25 protein-coding genes are annotated in these 22,506 nt (G+C 67.8%); 10 read left to right on the forward strand and 15 right to left on the reverse strand.

All coding sequences use genetic code 11. From position 1 onward, the window contains the following. Positions 1–140 precede the first annotated feature (140 nt). Positions 141–1,685 carry an amidophosphoribosyltransferase gene (purF, locus tag G6N57_RS10600; RefSeq protein WP_077740379.1) on the forward strand — a complete coding sequence of 515 codons (1,545 nt, stop codon included), beginning with the start codon at positions 141–143 and terminating at the stop codon, positions 1,683–1,685. Positions 1,686–1,769: 84 nt separating this feature from the next. Beyond that, positions 1,770–2,861, forward strand: a complete 1,092-nt coding sequence (purM, locus tag G6N57_RS10605; RefSeq protein WP_077740380.1) for a phosphoribosylformylglycinamidine cyclo-ligase — start codon at positions 1,770–1,772, stop codon at positions 2,859–2,861. A gap of 82 nt (positions 2,862–2,943) precedes the next feature. Here the strand turns inward: purM and G6N57_RS10610 are convergent, their stop codons facing one another. Continuing rightward, positions 2,944–3,117 (reverse strand): DUF3073 domain-containing protein, encoded by a 174-nt coding sequence (locus G6N57_RS10610; protein ID WP_019342977.1) that lies wholly within the window; start codon positions 3,115–3,117, stop codon positions 2,944–2,946. A gap of 265 nt (positions 3,118–3,382) precedes the next feature. After that, positions 3,383–4,477: a CAF17-like 4Fe-4S cluster assembly/insertion protein YgfZ gene (gene ygfZ / locus G6N57_RS10615; protein ID WP_077740381.1), complete on the reverse strand. Its 1,095-nt coding sequence runs from the start codon at positions 4,475–4,477 to the stop codon at positions 3,383–3,385. Positions 4,478–4,509: 32 nt separating this feature from the next. Between ygfZ and G6N57_RS10620 the strand changes: the two genes are divergently transcribed. Beyond that, on the forward strand, positions 4,510–5,388 hold the full coding sequence (locus G6N57_RS10620) for an aminodeoxychorismate lyase (protein WP_097925809.1): 879 nt from the start codon (positions 4,510–4,512) through the stop codon (positions 5,386–5,388). A gap of 254 nt (positions 5,389–5,642) precedes the next feature. On the opposite strand, the gene G6N57_RS10625 is transcribed toward G6N57_RS10620, so the two are convergent. From G6N57_RS10625 to lmeA, 9 genes are all read right to left on the reverse strand, one after another. Beyond that, complete coding sequence (locus G6N57_RS10625) at positions 5,643–6,074, reverse strand: hypothetical protein (protein WP_077740382.1); 432 nt, start codon at positions 6,072–6,074, stop codon at positions 5,643–5,645. Positions 6,075–6,154: 80 nt separating this feature from the next. Continuing rightward, the gene (locus G6N57_RS10630) at positions 6,155–6,406 is read right to left on the reverse strand and encodes a hypothetical protein (RefSeq protein ID WP_077740383.1); all 252 of its coding nucleotides are present in this window, start codon (positions 6,404–6,406) and stop codon (positions 6,155–6,157) included. Beyond that, positions 6,406–7,089: a heme-binding beta-barrel domain-containing protein gene (locus G6N57_RS10635; protein ID WP_077740384.1), complete on the reverse strand. Its 684-nt coding sequence runs from the start codon at positions 7,087–7,089 to the stop codon at positions 6,406–6,408. Before G6N57_RS10635 ends, G6N57_RS10630 begins: the two co-directional genes overlap by 1 nt. A 227-nt stretch (positions 7,090–7,316) precedes the next feature. Next, positions 7,317–7,619, reverse strand: coding sequence for a DUF1416 domain-containing protein (locus G6N57_RS10640; RefSeq protein WP_003884652.1), 303 nt, complete (start codon positions 7,617–7,619; stop codon positions 7,317–7,319). A 1-nt stretch (position 7,620) separates the two neighbouring features. After that, entirely contained in the window at positions 7,621–8,457 is an 837-nt protein-coding gene (locus G6N57_RS10645) for a sulfurtransferase (protein WP_065457719.1), read from the reverse strand. A 47-nt stretch (positions 8,458–8,504) separates the two neighbouring features. Continuing rightward, positions 8,505–8,987 carry a DUF4395 domain-containing protein gene (locus G6N57_RS10650; RefSeq protein WP_065457720.1) on the reverse strand — a complete coding sequence of 161 codons (483 nt, stop codon included), beginning with the start codon at positions 8,985–8,987 and terminating at the stop codon, positions 8,505–8,507. Positions 8,988–9,077: 90 nt separating this feature from the next. Beyond that, a complete protein-coding gene (locus G6N57_RS32295; RefSeq protein WP_350222965.1) occupies positions 9,078–9,167 on the reverse strand; it encodes an Ms5788A family Cys-rich leader peptide in 90 nt (29 codons plus the stop codon). Positions 9,168–9,196: 29 nt separating this feature from the next. Then, the gene (locus G6N57_RS10655) at positions 9,197–9,619 is read right to left on the reverse strand and encodes a thioredoxin family protein (protein WP_077740385.1); all 423 of its coding nucleotides are present in this window, start codon (positions 9,617–9,619) and stop codon (positions 9,197–9,199) included. Continuing rightward, positions 9,616–10,431 (reverse strand): mannan chain length control protein LmeA, encoded by an 816-nt coding sequence (lmeA, locus tag G6N57_RS10660; RefSeq protein ID WP_077740386.1) that lies wholly within the window; start codon positions 10,429–10,431, stop codon positions 9,616–9,618. The genes G6N57_RS10655 and lmeA overlap by 4 nt, the downstream gene beginning before the upstream one ends. A 163-nt stretch (positions 10,432–10,594) precedes the next feature. On the opposite strand from lmeA, the gene G6N57_RS10665 reads away from it, so the two are divergent. The 6 genes from G6N57_RS10665 (at position 10,595) to pstB (ending at position 16,355) form a co-directional block, all read left to right on the forward strand. Further along, on the forward strand, positions 10,595–11,392 hold the full coding sequence (locus G6N57_RS10665; protein ID WP_077741885.1) for a winged helix-turn-helix transcriptional regulator: 798 nt from the start codon (positions 10,595–10,597) through the stop codon (positions 11,390–11,392). Beyond that, positions 11,389–12,267, forward strand: coding sequence for a mycothiol synthase (gene mshD, locus G6N57_RS10670; protein ID WP_097925811.1), 879 nt, complete (start codon positions 11,389–11,391; stop codon positions 12,265–12,267). The genes G6N57_RS10665 and mshD overlap by 4 nt, the downstream gene beginning before the upstream one ends. Before the next feature lie 121 nt (positions 12,268–12,388). Next, entirely contained in the window at positions 12,389–13,516 is a 1,128-nt protein-coding gene (gene pstS, locus G6N57_RS10675) for a phosphate ABC transporter substrate-binding protein PstS (protein ID WP_077740388.1), read from the forward strand. Between the two features lie 54 nt (positions 13,517–13,570). Continuing rightward, on the forward strand, positions 13,571–14,623 hold the full coding sequence (gene pstC, locus G6N57_RS10680) for a phosphate ABC transporter permease subunit PstC (RefSeq protein WP_077740389.1): 1,053 nt from the start codon (positions 13,571–13,573) through the stop codon (positions 14,621–14,623). Between the two features lie 31 nt (positions 14,624–14,654). After that, complete coding sequence (pstA, locus tag G6N57_RS10685; RefSeq protein WP_077740390.1) at positions 14,655–15,569, forward strand: phosphate ABC transporter permease PstA; 915 nt, start codon at positions 14,655–14,657, stop codon at positions 15,567–15,569. Between the two features lie 9 nt (positions 15,570–15,578). Continuing rightward, positions 15,579–16,355: a phosphate ABC transporter ATP-binding protein PstB gene (gene pstB, locus G6N57_RS10690; RefSeq protein WP_003884662.1), complete on the forward strand. Its 777-nt coding sequence runs from the start codon at positions 15,579–15,581 to the stop codon at positions 16,353–16,355. Between the two features lie 12 nt (positions 16,356–16,367). Here the strand turns inward: pstB and G6N57_RS10695 are convergent, their stop codons facing one another. Continuing rightward, entirely contained in the window at positions 16,368–17,342 is a 975-nt protein-coding gene (locus G6N57_RS10695) for a quinone oxidoreductase family protein (RefSeq protein ID WP_077740391.1), read from the reverse strand. 82 nt (positions 17,343–17,424) lie between these two features. Between G6N57_RS10695 and G6N57_RS10700 the strand changes: the two genes are divergently transcribed. Further along, positions 17,425–17,943 (forward strand): MarR family winged helix-turn-helix transcriptional regulator, encoded by a 519-nt coding sequence (locus G6N57_RS10700; protein ID WP_077741886.1) that lies wholly within the window; start codon positions 17,425–17,427, stop codon positions 17,941–17,943. A gap of 1 nt (position 17,944) precedes the next feature. Here G6N57_RS10700 and phoU read toward each other — a convergent pair whose 3' ends face one another. From phoU to dusB, 3 genes are all read right to left on the reverse strand, one after another. Further along, positions 17,945–18,616: a phosphate signaling complex protein PhoU gene (phoU, locus tag G6N57_RS10705; protein WP_036447562.1), complete on the reverse strand. Its 672-nt coding sequence runs from the start codon at positions 18,614–18,616 to the stop codon at positions 17,945–17,947. A gap of 86 nt (positions 18,617–18,702) precedes the next feature. Beyond that, positions 18,703–21,090, reverse strand: a complete 2,388-nt coding sequence (locus tag G6N57_RS10710; protein WP_109552021.1) for an LCP family protein — start codon at positions 21,088–21,090, stop codon at positions 18,703–18,705. Positions 21,091–21,328: 238 nt separating this feature from the next. After that, positions 21,329–22,462, reverse strand: coding sequence for a tRNA dihydrouridine synthase DusB (gene dusB, locus G6N57_RS10715; protein WP_077741887.1), 1,134 nt, complete (start codon positions 22,460–22,462; stop codon positions 21,329–21,331). Positions 22,463–22,506: the final 44 nt, after the last annotated feature.

Genomic DNA, 22,506 nt, shown 5'->3' on the forward strand with positions numbered 1-22,506 from the left:
TTTCGGATTCGAAACCCGGTCCTTTGCCGCCCAGGCGGCCCGATTCCTTCCCGGACACGGGATCGGATTCCGTCCTACGGGCGACTTGACCGTAGACTCAGTTACGTCACCAAACCGCCCGCCCCGGGAGCAGCCCTATCGTGACTGGCCAGCAGCTCGACGACGAGAACGAACCGCGCGAGGAATGCGGCGTATTCGGGGTCTGGGCCCCGGGTGAAGACGTCGCAAAGCTCACCTATTACGGCCTGTACGCGCTGCAGCACCGCGGCCAGGAAGCCGCGGGCATCGCCGTGTCCGACGGCTCGCAGATTCTGGTGTTCAAAGATCTCGGCCTGGTCAGCCAGGTGTTCGACGAGCAGACCCTGGCCGCGATGCCGGGCCACGTCGCCGTCGGCCACTGCCGCTACTCCACGACCGGCTCCACCACCTGGGAGAACGCCCAGCCGGTGTTCCGGAACACCGCCGCGGGGACGGGCGTCGCGCTCGGCCACAACGGCAACCTCGTCAACACCGCCGAACTGGCCGCCCAGGCCCGCGAAGCCGGACTGATCGACATGAAGGGGTCGACGGCCACTGTCACCGCTACAACGGACTCCGACATTCTCGGTGCGCTGCTGGCGCACGGCGCGGCCGACGCCACGCTGGAGCAGGCCGCCCTTGAACTGCTGCCGAAGGTGCGCGGCGCGTTCTGCCTGACCTTCATGGACGAGAACACCCTGTACGCCGCGCGCGACCCGCACGGGGTGCGCCCGCTGGCCCTCGGCCGGCTCGACCGGGGCTGGGTGGTGGCCTCGGAGACCGCCGCGCTCGACATCGTCGGCGCCTCGTTCGTCCGCGACATCGAACCCGGTGAACTGCTGGCCATCGATGCCGACGGCGTGCGCTCCACCCGATTCGCCAACCCCGAGCCCAAGGGCTGCGTCTTCGAATACGTCTATCTGGCCCGTCCGGACAGCACGCTGGTGGGCCGCTCGGTGCACGCCACCCGCGTCGACATCGGCCGCCGGCTGGCTCGCGAGCACCCGATCGACGCCGATCTGGTGATCGGTGTCCCGGAGTCCGGAACGCCGGCCGCGGTCGGTTACGCCCAGGAATCCGGCATCCCGTTCGGCCAGGGCCTGATGAAGAACGCCTACGTGGGCCGCACCTTCATCCAGCCCTCGCAGACCATCCGTCAGCTCGGTATCCGGCTCAAGCTCAACCCGCTGCGCGAGGTGATCCGCGGTAAGCGGCTGATCGTCGTCGACGACTCGATCGTGCGCGGCAACACCCAGCGCGCCCTGGTCCGCATGCTGCGCGAAGCCGGGGCGCTGGAGGTGCACGTCCGGATCGCCTCGCCGCCGGTGAAATGGCCCTGCTTCTACGGCATCGACTTCGCCACCCCGGCCGAGCTCATCGCCAACGCCGCATCCGCCGAGCACCCGGGCGAGATGCTGGAGGCGGTGCGGCACGCCATCGGCGCCGACAGCCTGGGCTACATCTCCCAGCAGGGCATGATCGCGGCCACCGAACAACCGCCGACCCGGCTGTGTTCGGCCTGTTTCGACGGGAACTACCCGATCGAACTGCCCGGCGAGACCGCGCTCGGCAAGAACGTCATCGAGCACATGCTGGCCACCGCGGCCCGCACCGGCGTCCCGCTGCAGGCCGACAACGACAACGCATCGGCACTGCGCAGGCCCTGAGGTCCTGGCATCGGCGCCCTTGAGGGGTCCTTAACACCTCCTGCGCTGTACCCCCGCAACAGCGGGGCGGTAGCCTAGCTTGCGATGACTAAGGGCGCCGAACAGCACGGCATCGCCGAACACAACAGCATTTCGTACGCGTCAGCCGGGGTCGATATCGAAGCCGGTGACCGCGCTGTCGAACTCTTCAAACCCCTCGCCGCCAAGGCGACCCGACCGGAGGTCCGGGGCGGCCTGGGCGGCTTTGCCGGGTTGTTCGCCTTACGCGGCGGATACCGCGAGCCGGTGCTCGCCGCCTCGACCGACGGCGTGGGCACCAAGCTCGCCGTCGCGCAGGCCATGGACAAGCACGACACAGTCGGGCTCGACCTGGTCGCGATGGTGGTCGACGACCTCGTGGTGTGCGGCGCCGAGCCGTTGTTCCTGCAGGACTACATCGCCGTCGGGCGCACCGTCCCCGAGCGGGTCAGCGCGATCGTGTCCGGCATCGCCGAAGGCTGTGTCCAGGCCGGCTGCGCGTTGCTGGGCGGCGAGACTGCCGAACACCCGGGCCTGATGGAACCCGACCACTACGACATCTCCGCGACCGGCGTCGGCATCGTCGAGGCCGACGATGTGCTCGGGCCCGACCGGGTCCGCCCCGGCGACGTGATCATCGCCATGAAGTCCAGCGGACTGCACTCCAACGGCTACTCGCTGGCCCGCAAGGTGCTGCTGGAGATCGACCGGATGAACCTGGCCGGCCACGTCGAGGAATTCGGCCGCACGCTCGGCGAGGAACTCCTGGAGCCGACCCGCATCTACGCCAAGGACTGCCTGGCGCTGGCCGCCGAGACACAGGTGCGCACCTTCTGCCACGTCACCGGTGGCGGCCTGGCGGGCAACTTGGAGCGCGTGGTGCCCCACGGACTGACCGCAGAACTCGACCGCGGCACGTGGACCCCGGCACCCGTGTTCCAGATGATCGCCCAGCGCGGACGCATCGAGCGCGCCGAGATGGAGAAGACGTTCAACATGGGCGTCGGGATGGTCGCGGTCGTGGCCCCGGAGGACACCGATCGCGCGCTGGCCATCCTGACCGCACGGCACCTGGACTGCTGGACGCTGGGAACCGTCAAGAAGGGCGGCAAGGACAGTGTGCGCGCCCAGCTGGTCGGACAGCATCCGCGGTTCTAGACAGTAGACAAGGTCGCGCTGGTAAGCGTCATGCGCAACCAGCGCGACCCGTGTCTAAGTTCTGGGACGGGATGCAGGCGGCTCAGCGCCGCCAGTCATCCTCACCCGACCATTCATCGGCGTCGTCATTGACGTCACCGGAATCGGGAGATCCCGACAGCTCACGTTGGAGCTGACTGAAGTCGGTGTTCGGTGAGCTGTACTTCAACTCACGTGCCACCTTGGTCTGCTTTGCCTTCGCCCGGCCGCGGCCCATGGGGGGACCCCCTCGCGCAATAACGGAGCGGCCCAATTGCTAGGCGGCTCCGATCTGTGTGTCTTTATTGTCCTGCCAACACTTTACCGTGCCCGCCCGCGAAGTGCTGTCAGGCCCTGCCTCACGGTGCGCGGCTGGGGCCCGGGCCGTCGTGCTTCGTTGCACGACAGCACGACCGTCCCCAGGATCGCGGATTCCGCGCAGAGACGGTCGTCACGTCGTCGGTGACCGAGTGAGTTTACGTGCTCGAGCCCAGTTCTACGGCCTAACGGCCCCGGAGGCGTTCGACAGCCGCGCGCCCGGCCCCTGCGGTGGCATCCGCCTCCGGCATGGAATCCGGGTCGATCACGGCGGGTGCCTGGGCCTCGGCCCCGGCGATCAGCTCGGTGTCGGCCGGCAAGCCCCGTTTGAGCAGCGCCAACGCGATCGGACCCTCGTCGGCGTGTTCGACGACCGTGCCGATCCGGCCGACATTGCGCCCGCCCGCGGTCACCGCGTCGCCCGTCACCGGCCGGTCGGCAGAGCCGTCGAGCTGCAGGATCACCAGCATCCGGGGTGGTTTACCCAGGTTGTGCACGCGGGCGACGGTCTCCTGCCCGCGATAGCAGCCCTTGTCGAGGTGGACCGCCCCGACACCGGGGCCACCGATCCAGCCCACCTCGTGTGGGATGGTCCGCTCATCGGTGTCCACACCCAGCCGAGGTCGCCCGGCCGCCACCCGGTGCGCCTCGTAGGCCCACACACCGGCCGGCTGGACACCGGCTTCGGTGAGCCGCCGGGCGTGCTCGGCGGTCGACGCGCGCGGCACCACCAGGTCCAATTCGATGCCGGGGGCGGGCAACCGGCGCAGGAACCCGCCGCCGGGCAGGGCCACCGCCGTCGCCTCCTGCGGCAGCTCCTCGACACCCAGGGCCGCGAGTACGCGCTCATCGGCCAGCCCGGGCCCGAGAAGGGACAGCACCGCCATGTCGGCAGGCTCGATCTGGACGTCGGCCCAGAACACCATCTTGCGCAGGTACGCCAACAGCGGTTCGCCCCGCCACGGCTCGGTGTCCAGGTACGTGGTGCCGTCGAGCTCGGTCTGGATCCAGTGATCTTCGACACGGCCCTGCAGATCCAGGCTCAGGTTCTCGGTCACCGCACCGTCCGGCAGTGCACTCACGTGCTGGCTGGAGATGCTGTGCAGCCACGTCTGCCGGTCCTTGCCGGTCAGGGTCAGGACCGCGCGGTGCGATCGGTCCACCAAGACCGCGGCACTCGCGGCGGCGCGCTGTTCACCGAGCGGATCACCGTAATGCCAGACGGCGCCGGCGTCGGGACCAGCCTCGGGCGCCGGGACCGCTGACGGTAGTGCAGTCATAGGCCAACTGTACGGGTCTACGCTTTGGCCCCATGGCAAGCCAACCAGCCGTCCTGGTCACCCTCGACGGGCAGATCCACGACCCCAACGTCCCGCTGCTGCATGCCGACGACCTGGCCGCCGTGCGCGGAGACGGAGTCTTCGAGACGCTGCTGGTGCGTGACGGCGGACCTTGCCTGTTTGAGGCGCACCTGGGGCGGTTGACCCAGTCCGCCAAGATGCTGGATCTGCCCGAGCCGGATCTGGACGCCTGGCGGTCGGCGGTGACGCTGGGGGTTGAGCGCTGGACGGCCGACAACGACGGCGACGGGGTGCTGCGCCTGGTGTACAGCCGTGGGCGGGAGAGCGGCGGGCCCACGACGGCCTTCGCCACCATCGGCGCGCTCGCCGACCGGGTGGCCGGGGTGCGCCGGGACGGGCTCGCGGCGATCACGCTGGAGCGCGGGCTGCCCCTCAACGCCAGCGACATGCCGTGGCTGGTGGCAGGCGCCAAGACCCTGTCCTATGCGGTGAACATGGCCGCGCTGCGACATGCCGAGCGCAACGGCGCGGGCGACGTGATCTTCGTCAGTTCCGATGGCTATCTGCTGGAGGGGCCGCGGTCCACGGTGGTGATCGCGACCGAAGGCGAGGACGGGCAACCGCTGCTGCTCACGCCGCCGCCGTGGTATCCGATCCTGCGCGGCACCACTCAGCAGGCTCTGTTCGAGGTGGCTCGCAACAAGGGCTACGACTGCGACTTCCGCGCCCTCAAGCCATCGGATCTGCTTACCGCGCAAGGGGTTTGGCTGGTCTCCAGCATCACTCTCGCGGCCCGCGTGCATACTCTGGACGGGCAGCCGCTGCCCGATGCGCCGCTGGCCGCCGACGTCTCCGGCCTGGTCGACGCCGCGATCGTCAGCGATCGCTGACCTGCGAATAAATCGCTTGTCGAGGTGCGCGGACGGGGGTAGCTTCGTGGGCACACAGGGAAGGAGGTGGTCCGTCAAAGTGAGTGACTTATGGACATGTGAGGTGGCTGCCCGCTAGCAGCGCCGGGGTATTGCCTGCGCGCGCTGGCGAATTCCCCGCAGCCACCCGGCCCCCGAGCCCCCGGTCTGTCCAACCAGGTACCAAGGCTCGGGGGCTGCCCATATCTGGGGCCGGCCAAATCCGTTACTGCTGTTTACCGTTGCGGCGCTTGTGGCGCCAGTGACTGGCAGGCCTGCATGGCGCCTTCCCACTTGGCCTGGTCGACCCCGGGCGGAGGGGGAGGCGCCGCTCCGTCGCCGGGCGGAGGGCCGTCCGGACGGTGCCCGGGCGCGCCGGGATGTTCCGGTCCGCCGGGCGCACCGGGATGTTCCGGTCCGCCGGGCGCACCGGGTGCTCCTTCGGGTGGCGCCGGAATTCCGTGCTCCTGCATGCACTCTCCGAACGCATCCGGGGTGATCGGTGCGCCCGACGACGACTCGGGCGCCGACGACGCCGACATGGATGCGGACGGGGTCGACGAGTCGGCCGACTCGGCCGACTCAGCCGACGAACAGGCAGCGGCCGAGCCGATCACAGCGAAGGCGGCCAGTCCGCAAAAGGTGGTTCGCAGAAATGTCTGTTTCATGGCGATGACCGTATGAGGCCCCGCTGAGCACCAGTTATCCGCGGGCTATGTGTCCGCTGTGGGAGGCGCCGTGGTGCGCGCTAGCTGCTGGGGCCGGGCGCCAACGTCGAACATGCCTTGGTGGCGTCCTGCCACGTCTGGTCGTCGACCCCGGACGGCGGACCGGCGACCGGCCCGGGCGCTTGCGGGACACCGTGCTCGGACAGGCAGTGCGCGTAGGTGCCGTGCTCGGGCGGCGGTGAAGTGGGGGCCGGCTGCGGGCCCTCCGACGAACATGCGCCGAGGAGTGCTGCTGCGGCAAGCAGGCCTGCCGCGAGGAGTGGCCGGCGCATCAGCCGACGAACCGTGACAGCCGGGCCGACAGGTGCGGTACCAACCCGCCGTCGGCGTCTACCCGTTCCTCCACGTAGCCCAGGTCGCCGCCTTCGACGATGCCGTAGAGCCGCTTGGCGCCGCCGACGAGCAATCCGGACTTGCTGCGGGCCAGAGCATCGGTGACCAGCTCCCAGGAGGCCTGGGTGAGGGGCTTGCCGTAGAACAGTTCGACGTAGCCGGCCGAGTGGGCCAGCAGCAGTTCGATGGCCTGTGACTCGTCGCGCCCCGCGGGATCCTCGGGATCGGTCACGAATCGCCAGTAACCGGTTTCACGCAGGCCCGGAGAGTCGTATTCACCGGTCGCGGTCAACCGCCAGGACCGCGAATCCCAGTTCAGGTAATCGCCGCCGTCGTGGGAGACCACGATCTGCTGGCCGAACCGGTAGTCGCCATGGGTGTCGCGACCTTCGCCCTCACCGCGCCAGACGCCGACCAACGGCAAGAGCGCCAACAACGCATCGTTGAGTTCGACGCCGTCGCGCAGATTGGCGGTATCGGCGGGAACCGGGAGGTCATCGAAGACCGGAATGTTACGGGTGGCCGTGGCCTTGGCCCGTTCGGCGGCGGCCGCAATGGCTCGGTCGCCTGAGCCCGGCTCCGGGACGGAGGCCTCGGCTGGAATGTCTCGGTCGGAGGTCACGACTCGTCGGTGACGAGGCGGTACAGCGCGTACAACGCGAACCACGTGATGACCACGACGGCCGCGACGAGCATTATCTCGAAGAAGAGCACCACGGGAGTGAGTCTAGTTCCTTGTCGAAGGTGTCGGCGCCCCGGGTCGGGACGCCCCTATACACGCCGAACGTGGGCTTGTGTGCGAGATACGTGCGAATCCTCGTACACAAGCCCACGTTCGAGCTGACGGTCCTAGGCGACCTTGACGTCGACCTCGTGGATGCCCGCACCGGTCGGGGCCACGCTGGCGTCGCCGTTGCCCGCGGGGGACAGGGCGCGCAGCGTCCAGGTGCCCGGGGCGGCGAAGAACCGGAAATCACCGGTTGCCGACGCCACGACCTCAGCGGTGAACTCATCGCTGGAGTCCAGCAGGCGCACGAAGGCGCCGCCGACAGCCTGGCCGGAGCCGTCAACCACACGACCGGTGATGACGGTTTCCTTCTCCAGGTCGACGCCGGCCGGCAACGTCAGTCCTTGCTTGGGTGCAGAGCACATATCAACTTCCCAACTCGATCGGGGCGCCCACCAGGGAGCCGTATTCCGTCCAACTGCCGTCGTAGTTCTTGACGTTCTGGTGTCCCAGCAGCTCCTGCAGCACGAACCAGGTGTGCGACGAACGCTCACCGATCCGGCAGTAGGCGATGGTTTCCTTCTCGCCGTCCAGGCCGGCCGCGGCATACAGCTTGGCCAGATCCTCGTCGGACTTGAAGGTGCCGTCCTCGTTGGCTGCCTTGCTCCACGGAACGTTGATGGCGCCGGGGATATGCCCCGGCCGCTGGCTCTGCTCCTGCGGCAGGTGCGCAGGAGCCAGGATCTTGCCGGAGAACTCGTCAGGCGAACGCACGTCGACCAGGTTCTTCGTGCCGATCGCCGCGATGACCTCGTCGCGGTAGGCCCGGATGTTGTTGTCCAAGGGCTGCGCGGTGTAGGAGGTGGCCGGGCGGCTGACGGCGTCCTTGACCAGCGGGCGGGCGTCGAGCTCCCAGCGCTTGCGGCCGCCGTCGAGCAGCTTGACGTCGGCGTGGCCGTACAGCTTGAAGTACCAGTAGGCGTATGCCGCGAACCAGTTGTTGTTGCCGCCGTACAGGATCACCGTGTCGTCGTTGCTGATGCCCTTGTCGCTCAACAGCTTCGAGAATTGCTGCTGGTCGACGAAGTCACGCTTGACGGCGTCCTGCAGATCGTCTTTCCAGTCCAGTTTGACGGCGCCGGGGATGTGACCCTCGTCGTCGTAGGCGCTGGTGTTCTCGTCGACCTCGACGAACACCACGCCAGGGGTATCGAGGTTGTTCCCGGCCCATTCGGTCGAGACCAGGACGTCGGAACGTGCCATGTACGAATTCCTTTCGGTTGCTTCAGATTTGAGTGGTCAGGCGGGTGTCATGCGGGACTGGGGGTGCGGCGGAACCGCGCCACCAGCGGGTAGATCTGGCAACCCAGGCAGATGCCGAAGGCGGCGTTGAGAAAGGCTGCCACCAACGCGAAAGCGGTGGCGGTCAGGCCGAGGGCGGTGATACCGAAGGCGAACCCCGCGGTACCCACGACCGCGAACACGAAGCCGACCAACTGGGCGAACTTCAGCGGTGGCACCGGCTCACGCTCGGTGACCGGTGCCAGGCGCGGCGCCACGAAAGTGGCGAACAGCCGGCCGTACGGGTGCCGCCGCGGACCGCCGACCGCACCGATGGCGAACACCACGGCCTGGGCACCCAGCAGCACCGCGGCCGCGAGCTCACTCACCCCGGCGACCAGCAGGGTGACGATCAGTACCGCGGTGGTGACCCAGGCGGCGAACCGCGGCCCCCGCACGTCGACCTGGGCAGGCCGGCCGTCAGCGATGGGCTGGGTTGATGTCGATGACATGAGAACGAACTCCTGTTGTTGTAGAAGGTCTGATGGTGTGCAGGCCCAGGCACGAGGCCTGAGCGGGCGCGCGAAAGCGCGCGGCTGCCCTCAACAGCAACAACAACAGCAGCAACCCGCGACGCGGCACAGATCGACTGCGCGGCGCTTGGTGAGCACAAGCTCAAGGCGGGCTGACACGAGCGACAGCTTACCCAATAACCGCGGGGTCAGGCCAACAGTGGTTCCAGCGCCGAGCGCAGGTCAGCGGCCTTGGGAACGCCGCTGGTGCGGTACCGGGGCCGCCCGTCACGGTCGAAGATGATGGTGGTGGGCAGCGACAGGACCGAAAGCCGCCTGGCGGCTTCGGGATTGGCGTCCATGTCGATTTCCACGTGGGCGACTTCGGGTAGCTGGGCACAGACCTGGTCGACGACGCGTCGTACCCCGGCGCACGGGCCGCACCATTCGGCCGAGAAATGCAGCACGGTCGGACCCGTGTGCGAGAGCCCGAGATCGCTCGTGTCGACGTCGGCGGCCTCTTCACCCGCCCTGATCATGCCGGCGCGCAGCGTGATCAGGCGGCCGATCACGTAGGCCACCCCGAGTGCGGCGATCAGCACCACGACCACCAGCACCATCGAAGAGCTCATGATTGTCTGAACCCCGCCAGGTCGATGGTTACTCCCGAGGCGATCCCCTCGATGATCACATCGGAGCCCCGGGCACCCGCAGTGGTCGGGGCGATCCCGAACGGCAGCTTCTGACCGCTGATCTTGTGGCTGAACTCCGACAGGACCGCCGCGGTCTTGTCCTCGGGAACGGGCTCGTCGGCGGTACCCGGGCCGGTCAGGATCCCGGTCGCGGTCAGCACCAGGGTGGTGTCGTCGCCGTCGGCGAAGGACAGGTCGACCGAGACGCTGACCCGCTTGTCCAGCCCCGATTTCTTGGGGGTCCCGGTGAACACCAGCCCCTGACTGCTGGAGATGCCGGACTCGGTGGTGCCCCCGGTGGCGTCGTTGGTTTCCCGCGAGGGGGCCTCGACCAGCAGGTCGTCGATGCCCATGAACCTGCCGATGTGGGTGGAGTCGATGATGATGCGGCTCTCGGTCTTCCTGACCGGCAGTTTCGCGTCCGGTGGGATCAGCCACGACGAGTCGGTGATGTCGATGCCGTGCAGGGTGGCCTCCAGCGAGGCCTTGCCCACCACGGGATGGTCGACGCCCGCGGCCCGGATCTCGATCTCCCGGTAGCGATCGTTGCGGACCTGGGTCAGGAACGGAAAGCCGAGGATGGCCACCCAGGGGTCCCAGTTCAGCCCGGCCGCGGTGCGGATGTTGCGGGCGAGGCGGTACTCGGCATAGATCGCCGAACCGAAATCGGTGCCGACAACCCCGACGACGAGCGCGGTCAGGGTAGCGGCGAGCCCGATCAGCAGTTTGCGCACCGGCACATTGTCGCCCACAGCCGCCGGATCGAAGCGCTCGGCGCGGCTAATCAGCAGGTGAGGCGTTATCGTTAGTTCACTAAAGGCCGGTAACGGCTACATGTCAGTCATGAATCCGACCGTGTGGACATCGGGGTCCGGGCGATCGTGGGAAGTGATTGCCGGCGCGCCGGAGGACCTGTTGGATCTACTGCTACTGACCGTCGACCCGCACCCCGAGGCGGTCCTGCCCTCTCTGACCCTGCTTGCCCACACCGTGCGCACAGCACCGACAGAGGTGTCCTCGCTGCTGGAAGCGGGCAGTGCCGACGTGGCGATCGTCGACGCCCGTACCGATCTCGCGGCCGCTCGCGGCCTGTGCCGGCTGCTGGGGACGACGGGCACGTCTGTCCCGGTCGTGGCGGTGATCAACGAGGGCGGGTTGGTGGCGGTCAACCATGAGTGGGGCCTGGACGAGATCCTGCTGCCGGGCACCGGACCGGCCGAGATCGACGCCCGGCTGCGGCTCCTGGTCGGCCGGCGCGGAGGCGGCGCCAACCAGGAGAACGTCGGCAAGATCACCCTCGGTGAGCTCGCGATCGACGAAGGCACCTACACCGCACGCCTGCGCGGCCGTCCGCTCGATCTCACCTACAAAGAGTTCGAGCTGCTCAAATACCTCGCCCAGCATGCCGGACGGGTCTTCACCCGGGCGCAGCTGCTGCAGGAGGTGTGGGGCTATGACTTCTTCGGCGGTACTCGCACGGTGGACGTGCACGTCCGTCGTCTGCGCGCCAAACTCGGCCCCGAGTACGAATCGCTGATCGGCACCGTCCGCAACGTCGGATACAAGGCCGTGCGCCCGTCCCGGGGCCGCACTCCCGCGGGCGAGGCGGCCGGTGCAGGCGACGCCGCGCCCGACGACTCCGGTGACGACGACTTCGACCCGGCAACCGACGACGCGGACGAGCCGTTGGCGGGGCGGTTGCCCAGCCAGTGACCGAACTCAACTGGCGGACCGGGCTGTCTGAGGCCGAGCGGGCCGAAATCCGTGCACTCGTCGCCGCAGCCGCCGCGGCCGACGGCGTCGCCCCGGTGGGCGACCAGGTGCTGCGCGAGCTCGGCCATGACCGCACCCGCCACCTGCTGGCCACCGACGGCGCAGACCTCGTCGGGTACCTGAATCTGGCCCCGGCCGGCGAGGCGGACCCGGCGATGGCCGAGCTGGTGGTCCATCCGCAGGCCAGACGGCGCGGCGTCGGTGCGGCGCTGGCTCGGGCCGGGCTCGCCGAGGGCGCAGCGGACACGCGCATCTGGGCACACGGCGACCTCGAGGCGGCTCGTGCGCTGGCGGCCGCACTGGACCTCAAATCGGTCCGCGAACTGCTGCAGATGCGTCGCCCGCTGACCGATCTGCCGCCGCTGCGCACCGCCGAGGGCGTGCGGATCGGCACCTATGCCGGACCGGGAGACGATGCCGAGATCCTGCGGGTCAACAACGCCGCGTTCTCCTGGCACCCCGAACAGGGCGGCTGGACCGAACAGGACATCGAAGAGCGGCGCAGCGAGCCGTGGTTCGAACCCGAGGGGCTTTTCGAGGCGTTCGACGAACACACCGGGGCCCTGCTGGGGTTCCACTGGACCAAAGTGCACAACCCCGAGCTCGGCGAGGTCTACATCGTCGGCGTCGACCCGTCGGCACAGGGACGGGGACTGGGTTCGGTGCTCACTCTGCTGGGGCTGCACCACCTCGCGCAGCGGTCCCTGCGGACGGTGCTACTTTACGTCGAGGCAGATAACTCGGCGGCCGTGGCGACCTACCGAAACTTGGGTTTCGAGGTGTTCGGCGTCGACGTGGCGTACGCCGCCGGTTAACCCGTTTAGCTGTGAACACGCTGAACCTATTCACTGCCGATTCACCTGCTGTCCGCGAGCCGTCCACTGGGGCCTAATACGTTGCCGGAGAGTTTGAAGCCGTCAACGGAAAGTAGGACAAGTGAAGCTCTTCAGCATTGGCAAGCCGTTCGGTGTCGCGCTGTCCGCGACGGCGATTGCGGCACTCACGCTGACCGCGTGTGGCAGCGACAACAACGCCGGCAGCACCAGCTCCCCGGCCGCGGGCGGCAACTCGTCCGCGTCCGCCGAGTGCGCGGGCAAGAACGCGGTGACGGCCGAGGGTTCGACGGCGCAGCAGAATGCCATTGCCGAGTTCAACAAGGTCTGGGGCCAGGTCTGCTCCGGCAAGAACCTCTCCTACAACCCGACCGGTTCGGGCGCGGGTGTCGACCAGTTCATCGCCAAGCAGGTCGACTTCGCCGGTTCCGACTCGGCGCTCAAGGACGACCAGGTCAAGAAGGCCGCCGACCGCTGCGGCGGCAACGAGGCCTGGAACCTGCCGCTGGTGTTCGGCCCCGTCGCACTGGCTTACAACGTCGAGGGCGTCGACAAGCTCGTGGTGAACCCCGACGTGCTCGCCAAGATCTTCCAGGGCGAGATCAAGAAGTGGAACGATCCGGCGATCGCAGCGCTCAACGCCGGCGCCACCCTGCCTGACCTGGACATCAAGCCGATCTACCGGTCGGATTCCTCGGGCACCACCGACAACTTCCAGAAGTACCTCGCCGCGGCCGCACCGCAGACCTGGACCAAGGGTGCGGGCAAGGAGTTCCAGGGCGGCGCCGGTGAGGGCGCGCAGAAGTCCTCCGGTGTCGTGCAGGCCGTCCAGGCCACCCCGGGCTCGATCGGCTACGTCGAGAAGAGCCCGGCCGCCGCGGCCGGTCTGCCCTACGCCCAGATCGACAGCGGTGCCGGCGCGGTCGCGCTGGACGACCAGTCGACCACCAAGGCCGTCGGCGCCGCCAAGTTCAAGGGCGACGGCAAGGACTTGATCATCGACCTGAACGCGCTGTACGCCTCGAAGGAGGCCGGCGTCTACCCGCTGGTGCTGGCCACCTACGAGATTGTTTGCTCCAAGGGTTACGACGCCGACACCGCGGCGGCCGTCAAGTCCTTCCTGACCGTGGCCGCCAACGAGGGCCAGGCCAGCCTGTCGCAGGCCGGATACATCGCGCTCCCCGACGAGTTCAAGCAGCGCCTGCTGACCTCCGTCGAGGCCATCGCTTAGTAGCCCGGCTGGCGTTAGAGGACGGATCTGGGCGAGGATGGGTTTTCCGACCATATGACCAACAGGGGCCCTGACGGGACAACAGTGACAACGCCGAATCCAGCTGATTCGGGGTCGGGGGAGACGCTCGCGTCCCCTCACCCCGAACCGGCACCCATCTCCACCGATCCGTCCAAGGGAGCCAAGGTTCGCCTCGGCGACCGGATTTTCCGCTGGCTCGCAGAGGGTTCGGGCATCCTCATCGTCGCGCTCATCGCGGCGATCGGGGTGTTCCTGCTCTGGCGGGCGATTCCCGCGCTGACCCGCAACGAGGAGAACTTCTTCCTCTACGGCGGCAACTGGATCACCACCGACACCTCGGCGATGCACTTCGGCATCTTCGAGCTGCTGCAGGTGACCGTGTTCGTCTCGGTGTTCGCGCTGCTGCTGGCGATGCCGGTGGCGCTGGGTATCGCGATCTACCTGACCCAGTACTCATCGCGGCGGTTGGCCGGTCCGCTGGCCTATCTGGTGGACCTGCTGGCCGCTGTGCCGTCGATCGTCTACGGCGTGTGGGGCCTGTATGTGCTCGCGCCGGCCATCAAACCCTTTGCGGTGTGGCTCAATACGCACTTGGACTGGTTGTTCCTGTTCAAGACCGGCAACGCGTCGGTGGCCGGCGGCGGCACGATCTTCACCGCGGGCATCGTGTTGGCGGTGATGATCCTGCCGATCATCACCGCGGTGACCCGCGAGGTCTTCACCCAGACTCCGCGCGGCCAGATCGAGGCCGCACTCGCGCTCGGCGCCACCCGCTGGGAAGTGGTGCGCACGACGGTGCTGCCCTTCGGACTGTCCGGATATATCAGCGGCGCCATGCTCGGCCTGGGGCGCGCGCTCGGCGAGACCATCGCACTGCTGATCATCCTGCGTGGCACCCAGACCGCGTTCAGTTGGACGCTGTTCGACGGCGGCTACACCTTCGCCAGCAAGATCGCGGCCACCGCAAGCGAATTCAACGACCAGTACAAGGCGGGCGCCTACATTGCCGCCGGCCTGGTGCTGTTCATCCTCACCTTCGTGGTGAACTCGCTGGCGCGCGCCGCGGTCGCCGGAAAGGGACGCTGATGAGCGCTTGCGCGAAGAGGAGACAACACAGATGACCTCCACGCTCGAGCGGCCGGTCAAGGCGCCCGCGTTCCAGGGCGTGAGCCTGCGCCGCAAGCTGACCAACCACTTCGCCACGGTGCTGGTGACCCTGTCGTTGCTGGTCGCCCTGATCCCGCTGGTGTGGGTGCTGTATTCGGTGATCGTCCGGGGATGGGCCGCATTGAGCTCACCCACGTGGTTCACCAACTCCCAGGCGGGCATGACGACGTTCACCGCAGGCGGCGGTGCCTACCACGCGATCATCGGCACCCTGCTGCAAGGCCTGGTGTGCTCGCTGATCTCGATTCCGATCGGCGTCATGGTGGGTGTGTACCTGGTCGAGTACGGCGGCGGAACGCGGCTGGGCAAGATCACCACCTTCATGGTGGACATCCTCACCGGCGTGCCCTCGATCGTCGCCGCGCTGTTCATCTACGCACTGTGGGTGGCCACGCTCGGGTTCGGCCGGTCCGGGTTCGCGGTGTCACTCGCGTTGGTGCTGTTGATGATCCCGGTGATCGTGCGCGCCACGGAGGAGATGCTGCGCATCGTCCCGATGGACTTGCGGGAGGCGAGTTACGCACTGGGCGTGCCCAAATGGAAGACCATCGTGCGCATCGTGATCCCGACGGCGCTGTCGGGCATCGTCACCGGCATCATGCTCGCGCTGGCCCGCGTGATGGGTGAGACCGCACCGCTGCTGATCCTTGTCGGCTACGCGCAGGCCATGAACTTCGACATGTTCGGCGGCTTCATGGGATCACTGCCGGGCATGATGTACGACCAGATCTCGGCGGGTGCAGGCGCCAATCCGGTGCCCACCGACCGGCTCTGGGGTGCGGCCCTGACGCTGATCCTGCTGGTCGCCCTGCTCAACGTCGGAGCACGCGCGGTCGCCAAATTCTTTTCCCCCAAGAAGGTGTAGGAGCTATCCATGGCCAAGCGGCTGGACCTCAAGGACGTCAACATCTACTACGGCGCGTTCCACGCCGTCTCCGAGGTTTCGCTGTCGGTGCAGCCGCGCAGCGTGATGGCCTTCATCGGCCCGTCGGGCTGCGGTAAGTCGACCGTGCTGCGCACGCTGAACCGCATGCACGAGGTGATCCCCGGTGCGCGGGTCGAGGGTTCGGTGCTGCTCGACGGTGAGGACATCTACGGCGCCGGGGTGGACCCGGTGGGCGTGCGCAAGACCATCGGCATGGTGTTCCAGCGCCCGAACCCGTTCCCCACCATGTCGATTCGTGACAACGTGGTGGCGGGCCTGAAGTTGCAGGGCGTCCGCAACAAGAAGACCCTCGACGAGGTGGCCGAGCGTTCGCTGCGCGGCGCCAACCTGTGGAACGAGGTCAAGGATCGTCTGGACAAGCCCGGCGGCGGTCTGTCGGGTGGTCAGCAGCAGCGGTTGTGTATCGCCCGTGCCATCGCGGTGCAGCCGGACGTGCTGTTGATGGATGAGCCCTGCTCGGCGCTCGACCCGATCTCGACGCTGGCAATCGAGGATCTGATCTCCACGCTCAAGCAGGATTTCACGATCGTCATCGTCACCCACAACATGCAGCAGGCCGCCCGGGTGAGCGATCAGACCGCGTTCTTCAATCTCGAGGCCACCGGCAAGCCCGGCAAGCTGATCGAGATCGACGACACCGAGAAGATCTTCTCCAACCCCACCCAGAAGGCGACCGAGGACTACATCTCGGGTCGCTTCGGCTGAGGTCTCCTGGGCTCAGGGCGTCAGCACCACCCGGGTGCCCGACGGTTCACCGCCCGCCCACACCTCGGCGACATCAGCCAATGCCCGTGGCTGGGTGCGCAATTCGAGTTGACCGTCGGCGACCATGGTGAACAGCCGGGGCAACGCCTCGGCGCGGGCTCGGCCCAGCACCTCGGGTGGAACGCTGCCGATGCCGACCCCGCTGAGCGTGATCCCGGTGCCGCGCAGCACTCCCGCGTCCAGCGGTAGCGTCGGTCCGGTCATCGATCCGATCTGTACGAATCGGGTGGGGTGGTAGTGCGCGGCCGGATGGCCGGCGGCCAGGGCCGTGAGCACCTGTGCGGCCGGGTCGCCCCACAGATAGTCGAGCACCGCGTCGAACGGACGCTCCGCGTGCATCTCGGCGACGCGGGCGCCCAGATCCTGCTCGCCGAGGGCGATCGTGTCGTGAGCTCCGGCCGACCGTAGCCACGCCAGCCGTTCGGGGTTACGGCCGGCGGCCACCACTTTCTCGGCGCCGAACATGGCGCAGGCCAATTGCACTGCCATGGAGCCGGTTACGCCGGTGGCGCCCAATACGAGCACGTGGTCGCCGGGCTTGACCGCCGCGGCGTACGACAGTGCGGTCCAGGCCGAGATGCCGGGGTTGGGTAGGGCGGCGGCGGTGACCGAATCCACGTGTTCCGGGATGTCGACCCCGCCGCGGGGATCGACCAGGGCACGCTGTGCCATCAGCCCGGAGTATCCGAGCGCTCCGGTGTAGATGCGACGGCCGTCGGCAAGCCGCGCCACACCGTCGACGCCGGGAATGGCGGGTAGCTGGATCTCCTTGCTGGCGTAGTGCTTCCCCGATACCAGTGCCCGGGTGAGATTGGTCAGGGCCGATGCTTCGACGGCGGCCACCTCGGCGCCGTCATGTGCCTCGGGCTCGGGCACGTCGGTGTAGACGGGAATGCGGCCCCATTCGGTGACCAGTGCGGCCTTCATCAGCGGCTCCTTTAGTTTCCCCAGATATGGTTTCTGTAGAAACAATCTACCGGGCGAGGGGATGGGTGGCAATATGGTTTCCGTGAAAACCAAACTGGAGCTGATCGACGCCATCGCGGGGTTGATGGCCACGGTGGGCGACCGGCTCGGGAATGACGGGGAGAGCGACGCGGAACGCGATTTCATGGCCGCCAGATGCCCCCAGCGGTTGCAGACGCTGGTGCGGACGCTACCGACGTCGTCGATGCACCTGCTGGCGGAAATCGCCGAAGGTCCGGTCAGCGTGGTCGGACTGGCAGCGCGCTCCGGCAGGCTCAAGGGCACGGTGTCCAAGCACGTGCAGCGGCTGGTCGAGGCCGGCCTCGTGGCCCGCACGCCGGTACCCGGCAACCGCAAGGAGATCGAGCTCGGCCTGACCGCCGACGGAGAACTGGTCGTCGACGTGCACCGGGAACTGCACGACGAGATGGACCGCGGAACCCGCGATTTCCTGCTGCGCTACAGCGGGGCTGACCTGCAGGTACTGGTCAAGGTGCTGGCAGACCTGGCCGGGGCGCACAAAGACGGGGTCCGCCTGGTGCCGCCCGACGACCGGCCCTGAGTCACTGGTTGGAGGAAACCGAATCCCCGTCAGCCGGGTAGGAGCCGGTGACCTGGAAAATGACCCGCCGCGCCACCTCGACGGCATGGTCGGCGAAGCGCTCGTAGAAGCGGCTCAGCAACGTCACATCGACGGCGGCCGTCACGCCGTGCTTCCACTCCCGGTCCATCAGAACCGAGAACAGGTGGCGATGCAGATCGTCCATCGCATCGTCTTCCTCCTGGATCCGGGCAGCCTTCTCCGGATCCTGGGTGAGCAGCACCTCGCGTGCGGCGTGCCCCAGTTCGACTGCGACCCGGCCCATTTCGGCGAAGTAGCCGTTCACTTCCTCCGGCAGCACATGCTGGGGGTGGCGGCGGCGGGCGATCTTGGCCACGTGCAGCGCCAGCGCGCCCATCCGGTCCACATCGGCGACGATCTGAATGGAGCCCACCACCGACCGCAGATCGCCGGCAACCGGCGCCTGCAACGCGAGCAACACGAACGCAGACTCCTCGGCCTGGGTGCTCAGCGTGGTCATCTTCTCGTGGTCACTGATGACCTGCTCGGCGAGCGCGAGATCGGCCTGCAAGAGCGCCTGGGTGGCCAGCTCCATTGCGGTACCCGCCAACTCGCACATCTCGCCGAGTTGGTCCGTCAGTGAACGCAATTGCTCGTTGTAATGGGTACGCATGCAGCAAGATTATGCGGTCAGCGGGCCTGTAGTCACGATGCAACGATGAACGAACGGTGAATGCCGTCCGCCAGGGCTTTCTCGGCCTATTCGCAGGTGGTGTCCGCCGCGTTGGTGACGTTCAGATCCTCGGGCAGATGCGTCGGGCTGGTGCTGGTGCCCTTGAGCACGTGCACCTGGACCTCCGACCCACTCGGGGTCGGGGCATTCACTGCGTTGAAATCGGAGCCCAGCACCACCTGCACCACGTCACCCATGCCCGATACCCGCTCGATGGTGGGGTTGGGGAAGGAACTGGCCACGGTCGCGGCCGCCTCCTCGTTGCCGGGGGAGAAGAACACCGTGGTCGCCGGAAGCGTGCTCGGATAGTCGTCAGGGGTGTTGACGTTGAAGCCGTGTTCCTGCAGTTCGGTGGCCGCGGTCGAGGCCAGGCCGCTCTGGCCGGTCGAGTTCGACACCTGCACGGTGACCTGCTGCGGTTCGGTGGTGACGGCGTTGACCATCTCACCGCCCTCCGTCGCGGCCGGGGCGGGCTCCGGCGCCGTCGACTGCGGAGTTTCCGACGGGGCAGCGGCCTGGACCGACGACGTGGTCGATTCCGGCGTGCCGGGCACGGGGGTGTTGTCCGGATTCTTCTCACCGGGCAGCGGGTCGTCGTTGATGATCGCGTCGAACAGGGCGCGCATGTCGTCGGTCCGGGGGACCTCGTTGCCGTATTCGTCTGCGTAGCCCACCGTCGGCACCGTGACGAAGGTGATCCGGCCCGCGTTCACACCCTGCACCGACTGCCCGAGGTCGACCAGGTCCTTGGTCCTGATGTTGTCCACGAAGCTGTCGCTGATGAACATGTTCACCACGTTGTTCAGCTTGTTCAGCGAGAAGAACGTGTCCCGCGAGATCAGCGCGCGCAGCAGCGAGGACAAGAACAGCTGCTGGCGTTTGATCCGCCCGTAGTCCCCGTTGTATTCGGTGGTCACCTGACGGGCCCGCACGTAGTTCAGGGCGGTGTGGCCGTCGATCATCTGACGGCCGGCATTGGGTAGGACCGTGCCGAGCTCGTAGTCCTCCAGCGGGGTGGTGCTGCACACCTCCACCCCGCCCAGCGCGTCGACCATTTTCGAGAAACCGGAGAAATCGACGGCCATGAACCGGTTGATGGACAACCCGGACAGCTTCTGGATCACCTTCACCAGGCATTTCGGGCCGCCGAAGGCGAAGGCGGAGTTCAGCTTGGTCTCGGTGTAGACCTCGTCCGGGCCGTAGGTCCCGGTCTCCTCGTCGTACAGCGGACCGTAGGTCGCCGTCTCGGCGTTCCACGGCTCGCACTGCATCGGTGTGATCGACAGGTCACGCGGGAACGACACGGCGACCACTCGTTCCCGGTTGGCCGGGATGTTCACCAGCATGATCGTGTCGGATCGGGCGCCACCGGCGTCCTCGGTGCCGCCGGCGCCCATGCCGCCGTTCTCGCCGAACCGGCTGTCGGTACCGATGATCAGGAAGTTCTCGTCGCCGAACTGCGAGTTGGGGTCGACGATGTCGCGCGAGTTGAGATCCAGCGCGGCGACCTTGTTGAGGCTGTTGTTCTTCGAGGACTGCCACTGCCAGGCCCCACCGGTGAGTACCAGCGTGAGTACCGCGAGGATCGCCGCGGCGGAGCGGCCGGCCAGCATGACCCGGCGGTTGAGCGGCGGCTTGACTGCCTCCAACACGGTGGTCTCGTCGGGGTCGTGCTCGTCCGGTGGCGTCGGGCGGACGCGCCAGGCGGGGCGCTCCTGGGGAGCGTCGTAGTCGTACACCGCAGGCAGGGCCGGGAGCACATCGGTATCGGTGTTCTCGGTCTCGGGGTGCTCCAGTGAGTCGTCGAACGGCGCGTCGACGGCCTCCTCGAAAGAGTCGTCGATCGGTGCGTCGCCGAACGGTTCGTGGAAGGGCTCGTCGAAACCGGCGTCGAAGTGCTCGGGGTAGTCCTCGGCTTCGTGGAAATCCTGGGGCTGATCGTCTTCCGGATCGATCCGCACCGCTTCGATGACGTCCGTCGGATCGGGCACGGGCGGGCGGGTGTAGACCGGCTCGGGCTCTTGCTCTTCCAGGTAAGCCGGCTCCGGCTCGGCCTCGTGGATGAATTCTGGTTCCGGCTCCGCCTCGAAGACGTACGCCGGTTCGGGCTGTGCCTCGGGCTCTGGCTCCGGTTCGACGTCTTCTGGGTCGTCGGGCTCCAGCCGGTGACGCGACGGCGACGGGGTGGATCCGGTCCCGGCGATCTTGGCGATCAGATCGGCGACAGTTACGCCGTCGGCGTGGCTGCCCGTCGGCTCGTCGAGCGGTGATTCATCGGGTGACGGCGCATCCTGGCGTTCCCACGGCGCGGCGCCTGGCAAAGGCTGCCGGGATCGGGTAATCCATTGGTTGTCCGACGAATCGTCCGGCGAGCGGTGCCGACGGCCGGGAGTGGCGTTATCACCGTCACTCATGTCCTTACCGGCCTCCGACTCTTCGAACTCGCGCGTGCGCGTCGGTGCGCATCGTTCCCGCGGTGTGATCTGGGTGCTGCTGAGGTTTTTCTCCTCATCTCTTCTAGCAGCACGGTGCCGGACTGGCTACTTGAGCCGGCCGCGGCAGGGTTTTCATCGTACTGACGCATCCTGAGGCTGAGCTAGACCCAACCCGGTGACAGTGCCGTCTCGATGTCATCTCGATGCGAGGTGCAGGTCAGCCTCCGGAATGCATCACATCGGCCCCGGCCGGGACCGCGCAGTCGTCGGGATCGTCGAGCCACCCTTCGGGTAGCGACACCGAGGCGGCCGACCCCTGCCGGCCGCGCGGACCGGTGGCCGCGGGCGGGAACGGGGCGTCGGCGTCCAGCTGGTCCAGCAGGCCGTCGAGCTCGGCACGGGTCTTGACCAAGGCCAGCCCGCGCCGCAGGTCGGCACCGGCCGGGAATCCGTGCAGGTACCAGGCCACATGTTTGCGGATGTCGCGCATGCCCTTGTCTTCGCCGAAGTGCTCGCTGAGCAGCTCACCGTGCCGGCGCACGATGTCGGCCACCTCGCCCAGGGTCGGCGGGGTGGCGGCCGGCCGGCCGGTGAAGGCCGCGGAGAGCTCGGCGAACAGCCACGGCCTGCCCAGGCAGCCGCGGCCGATGACCACGCCGTCGCACCCGGTCGCGGCCATCATCGCCAGCGCGTCGTCGGCCTCGAAGATGTCGCCGTTGCCGAGCACCGGAATGCTCGTGACATGGGCCTTGAGCGCCGCGATCTGGTCCCAGTCGGCCGTGCCGGAGTAGCGCTGCGCCGCCGTACGGGCGTGCAGCGCCACGGCTGCCGCGCCTTCCTCGGCGGCGATGCGCCCGGCGTCCAGGTGGGTGTGATGCGCGTCGTCGATGCCGATCCGGAACTTCACCGTCACTGGAATGTCGGTGCCCTGGACGCCGCGCACTGCCGCCGCCACGATCTGGCCGAACAACCGCCGCTTGTAGGGCAGTGCCGATCCGCCGCCACGCTTGGTGACCTTGGGCACCGGGCAGCCGAAGTTCATGTCGATGTGGTCGGCCATGCCCTCGTCGGCGATCATCTTGGCCGCCAGGTACGTGGTTTCCGGGTCCACGGTGTAGAGCTGCAGCGACCGCGGCGATTCGTCGGGGCCGAAGGTGGTCATGTGCAGGGTGACCGGGTGGCGCTCGACCAGGGCCCGGGCGGTCACCATCTCGCACACATAGAGGCCGCTGACAGTGCCGGCGCGAGCGATCTCGAGTTCGCGGCACAGTGTGCGGAATGCCACATTCGTCACGCCGGCCATCGGGGCCAGGACGACGGGGCTGGGCAATGCGAACGGCCCGATCCGCAGCTGGGATCGGGCCGACGCTGCAGTTGCAGGGGGCGTGGCGGTCA

The sequence above is a fragment of the Mycolicibacterium boenickei genome (assembly GCF_010731295.1).
In the GTDB taxonomy this organism is placed as follows: domain Bacteria; phylum Actinomycetota; class Actinomycetes; order Mycobacteriales; family Mycobacteriaceae; genus Mycobacterium; species Mycobacterium boenickei.

Bases quoted from the DNA above. Each gene is read 5' to 3' on its own strand.
- purM (WP_077740380.1), top strand. From the start codon at position 1,770: ATGACTAAGGGCGCCGAACAGCACGGCATCGCCGAACACAACAGCATT.
- G6N57_RS10610 (WP_019342977.1), bottom strand. From the start codon at position 3,117: ATGGGCCGCGGCCGGGCGAAGGCAAAGCAGACCAAGGTGGCACGTGAG.
- ygfZ (WP_077740381.1), bottom strand. From the start codon at position 4,477: ATGACTGCACTACCGTCAGCGGTCCCGGCGCCCGAGGCTGGTCCCGAC.
- G6N57_RS10620 (WP_097925809.1), top strand. From the start codon at position 4,510: ATGGCAAGCCAACCAGCCGTCCTGGTCACCCTCGACGGGCAGATCCAC.
- G6N57_RS10625 (WP_077740382.1), bottom strand. From the start codon at position 6,074: ATGAAACAGACATTTCTGCGAACCACCTTTTGCGGACTGGCCGCCTTC.
- G6N57_RS10630 (WP_077740383.1), bottom strand. From the start codon at position 6,406: ATGCGCCGGCCACTCCTCGCGGCAGGCCTGCTTGCCGCAGCAGCACTC.
- G6N57_RS10640 (WP_003884652.1), bottom strand. From the start codon at position 7,619: ATGTGCTCTGCACCCAAGCAAGGACTGACGTTGCCGGCCGGCGTCGAC.
- G6N57_RS10645 (WP_065457719.1), bottom strand. From the start codon at position 8,457: ATGGCACGTTCCGACGTCCTGGTCTCGACCGAATGGGCCGGGAACAAC.
- G6N57_RS10650 (WP_065457720.1), bottom strand. From the start codon at position 8,987: ATGTCATCGACATCAACCCAGCCCATCGCTGACGGCCGGCCTGCCCAG.
- G6N57_RS10655 (WP_077740385.1), bottom strand. From the start codon at position 9,619: ATGAGCTCTTCGATGGTGCTGGTGGTCGTGGTGCTGATCGCCGCACTC.
- pstC (WP_077740389.1), top strand. From the start codon at position 13,571: ATGACCAACAGGGGCCCTGACGGGACAACAGTGACAACGCCGAATCCA.
- pstA (WP_077740390.1), top strand. From the start codon at position 14,655: ATGACCTCCACGCTCGAGCGGCCGGTCAAGGCGCCCGCGTTCCAGGGC.
- pstB (WP_003884662.1), top strand. From the start codon at position 15,579: ATGGCCAAGCGGCTGGACCTCAAGGACGTCAACATCTACTACGGCGCG.
- G6N57_RS10695 (WP_077740391.1), bottom strand. From the start codon at position 17,342: ATGAAGGCCGCACTGGTCACCGAATGGGGCCGCATTCCCGTCTACACC.
- phoU (WP_036447562.1), bottom strand. From the start codon at position 18,616: ATGCGTACCCATTACAACGAGCAATTGCGTTCACTGACGGACCAACTC.
- G6N57_RS10710 (WP_109552021.1), bottom strand. From the start codon at position 21,090: ATGAGTGACGGTGATAACGCCACTCCCGGCCGTCGGCACCGCTCGCCG.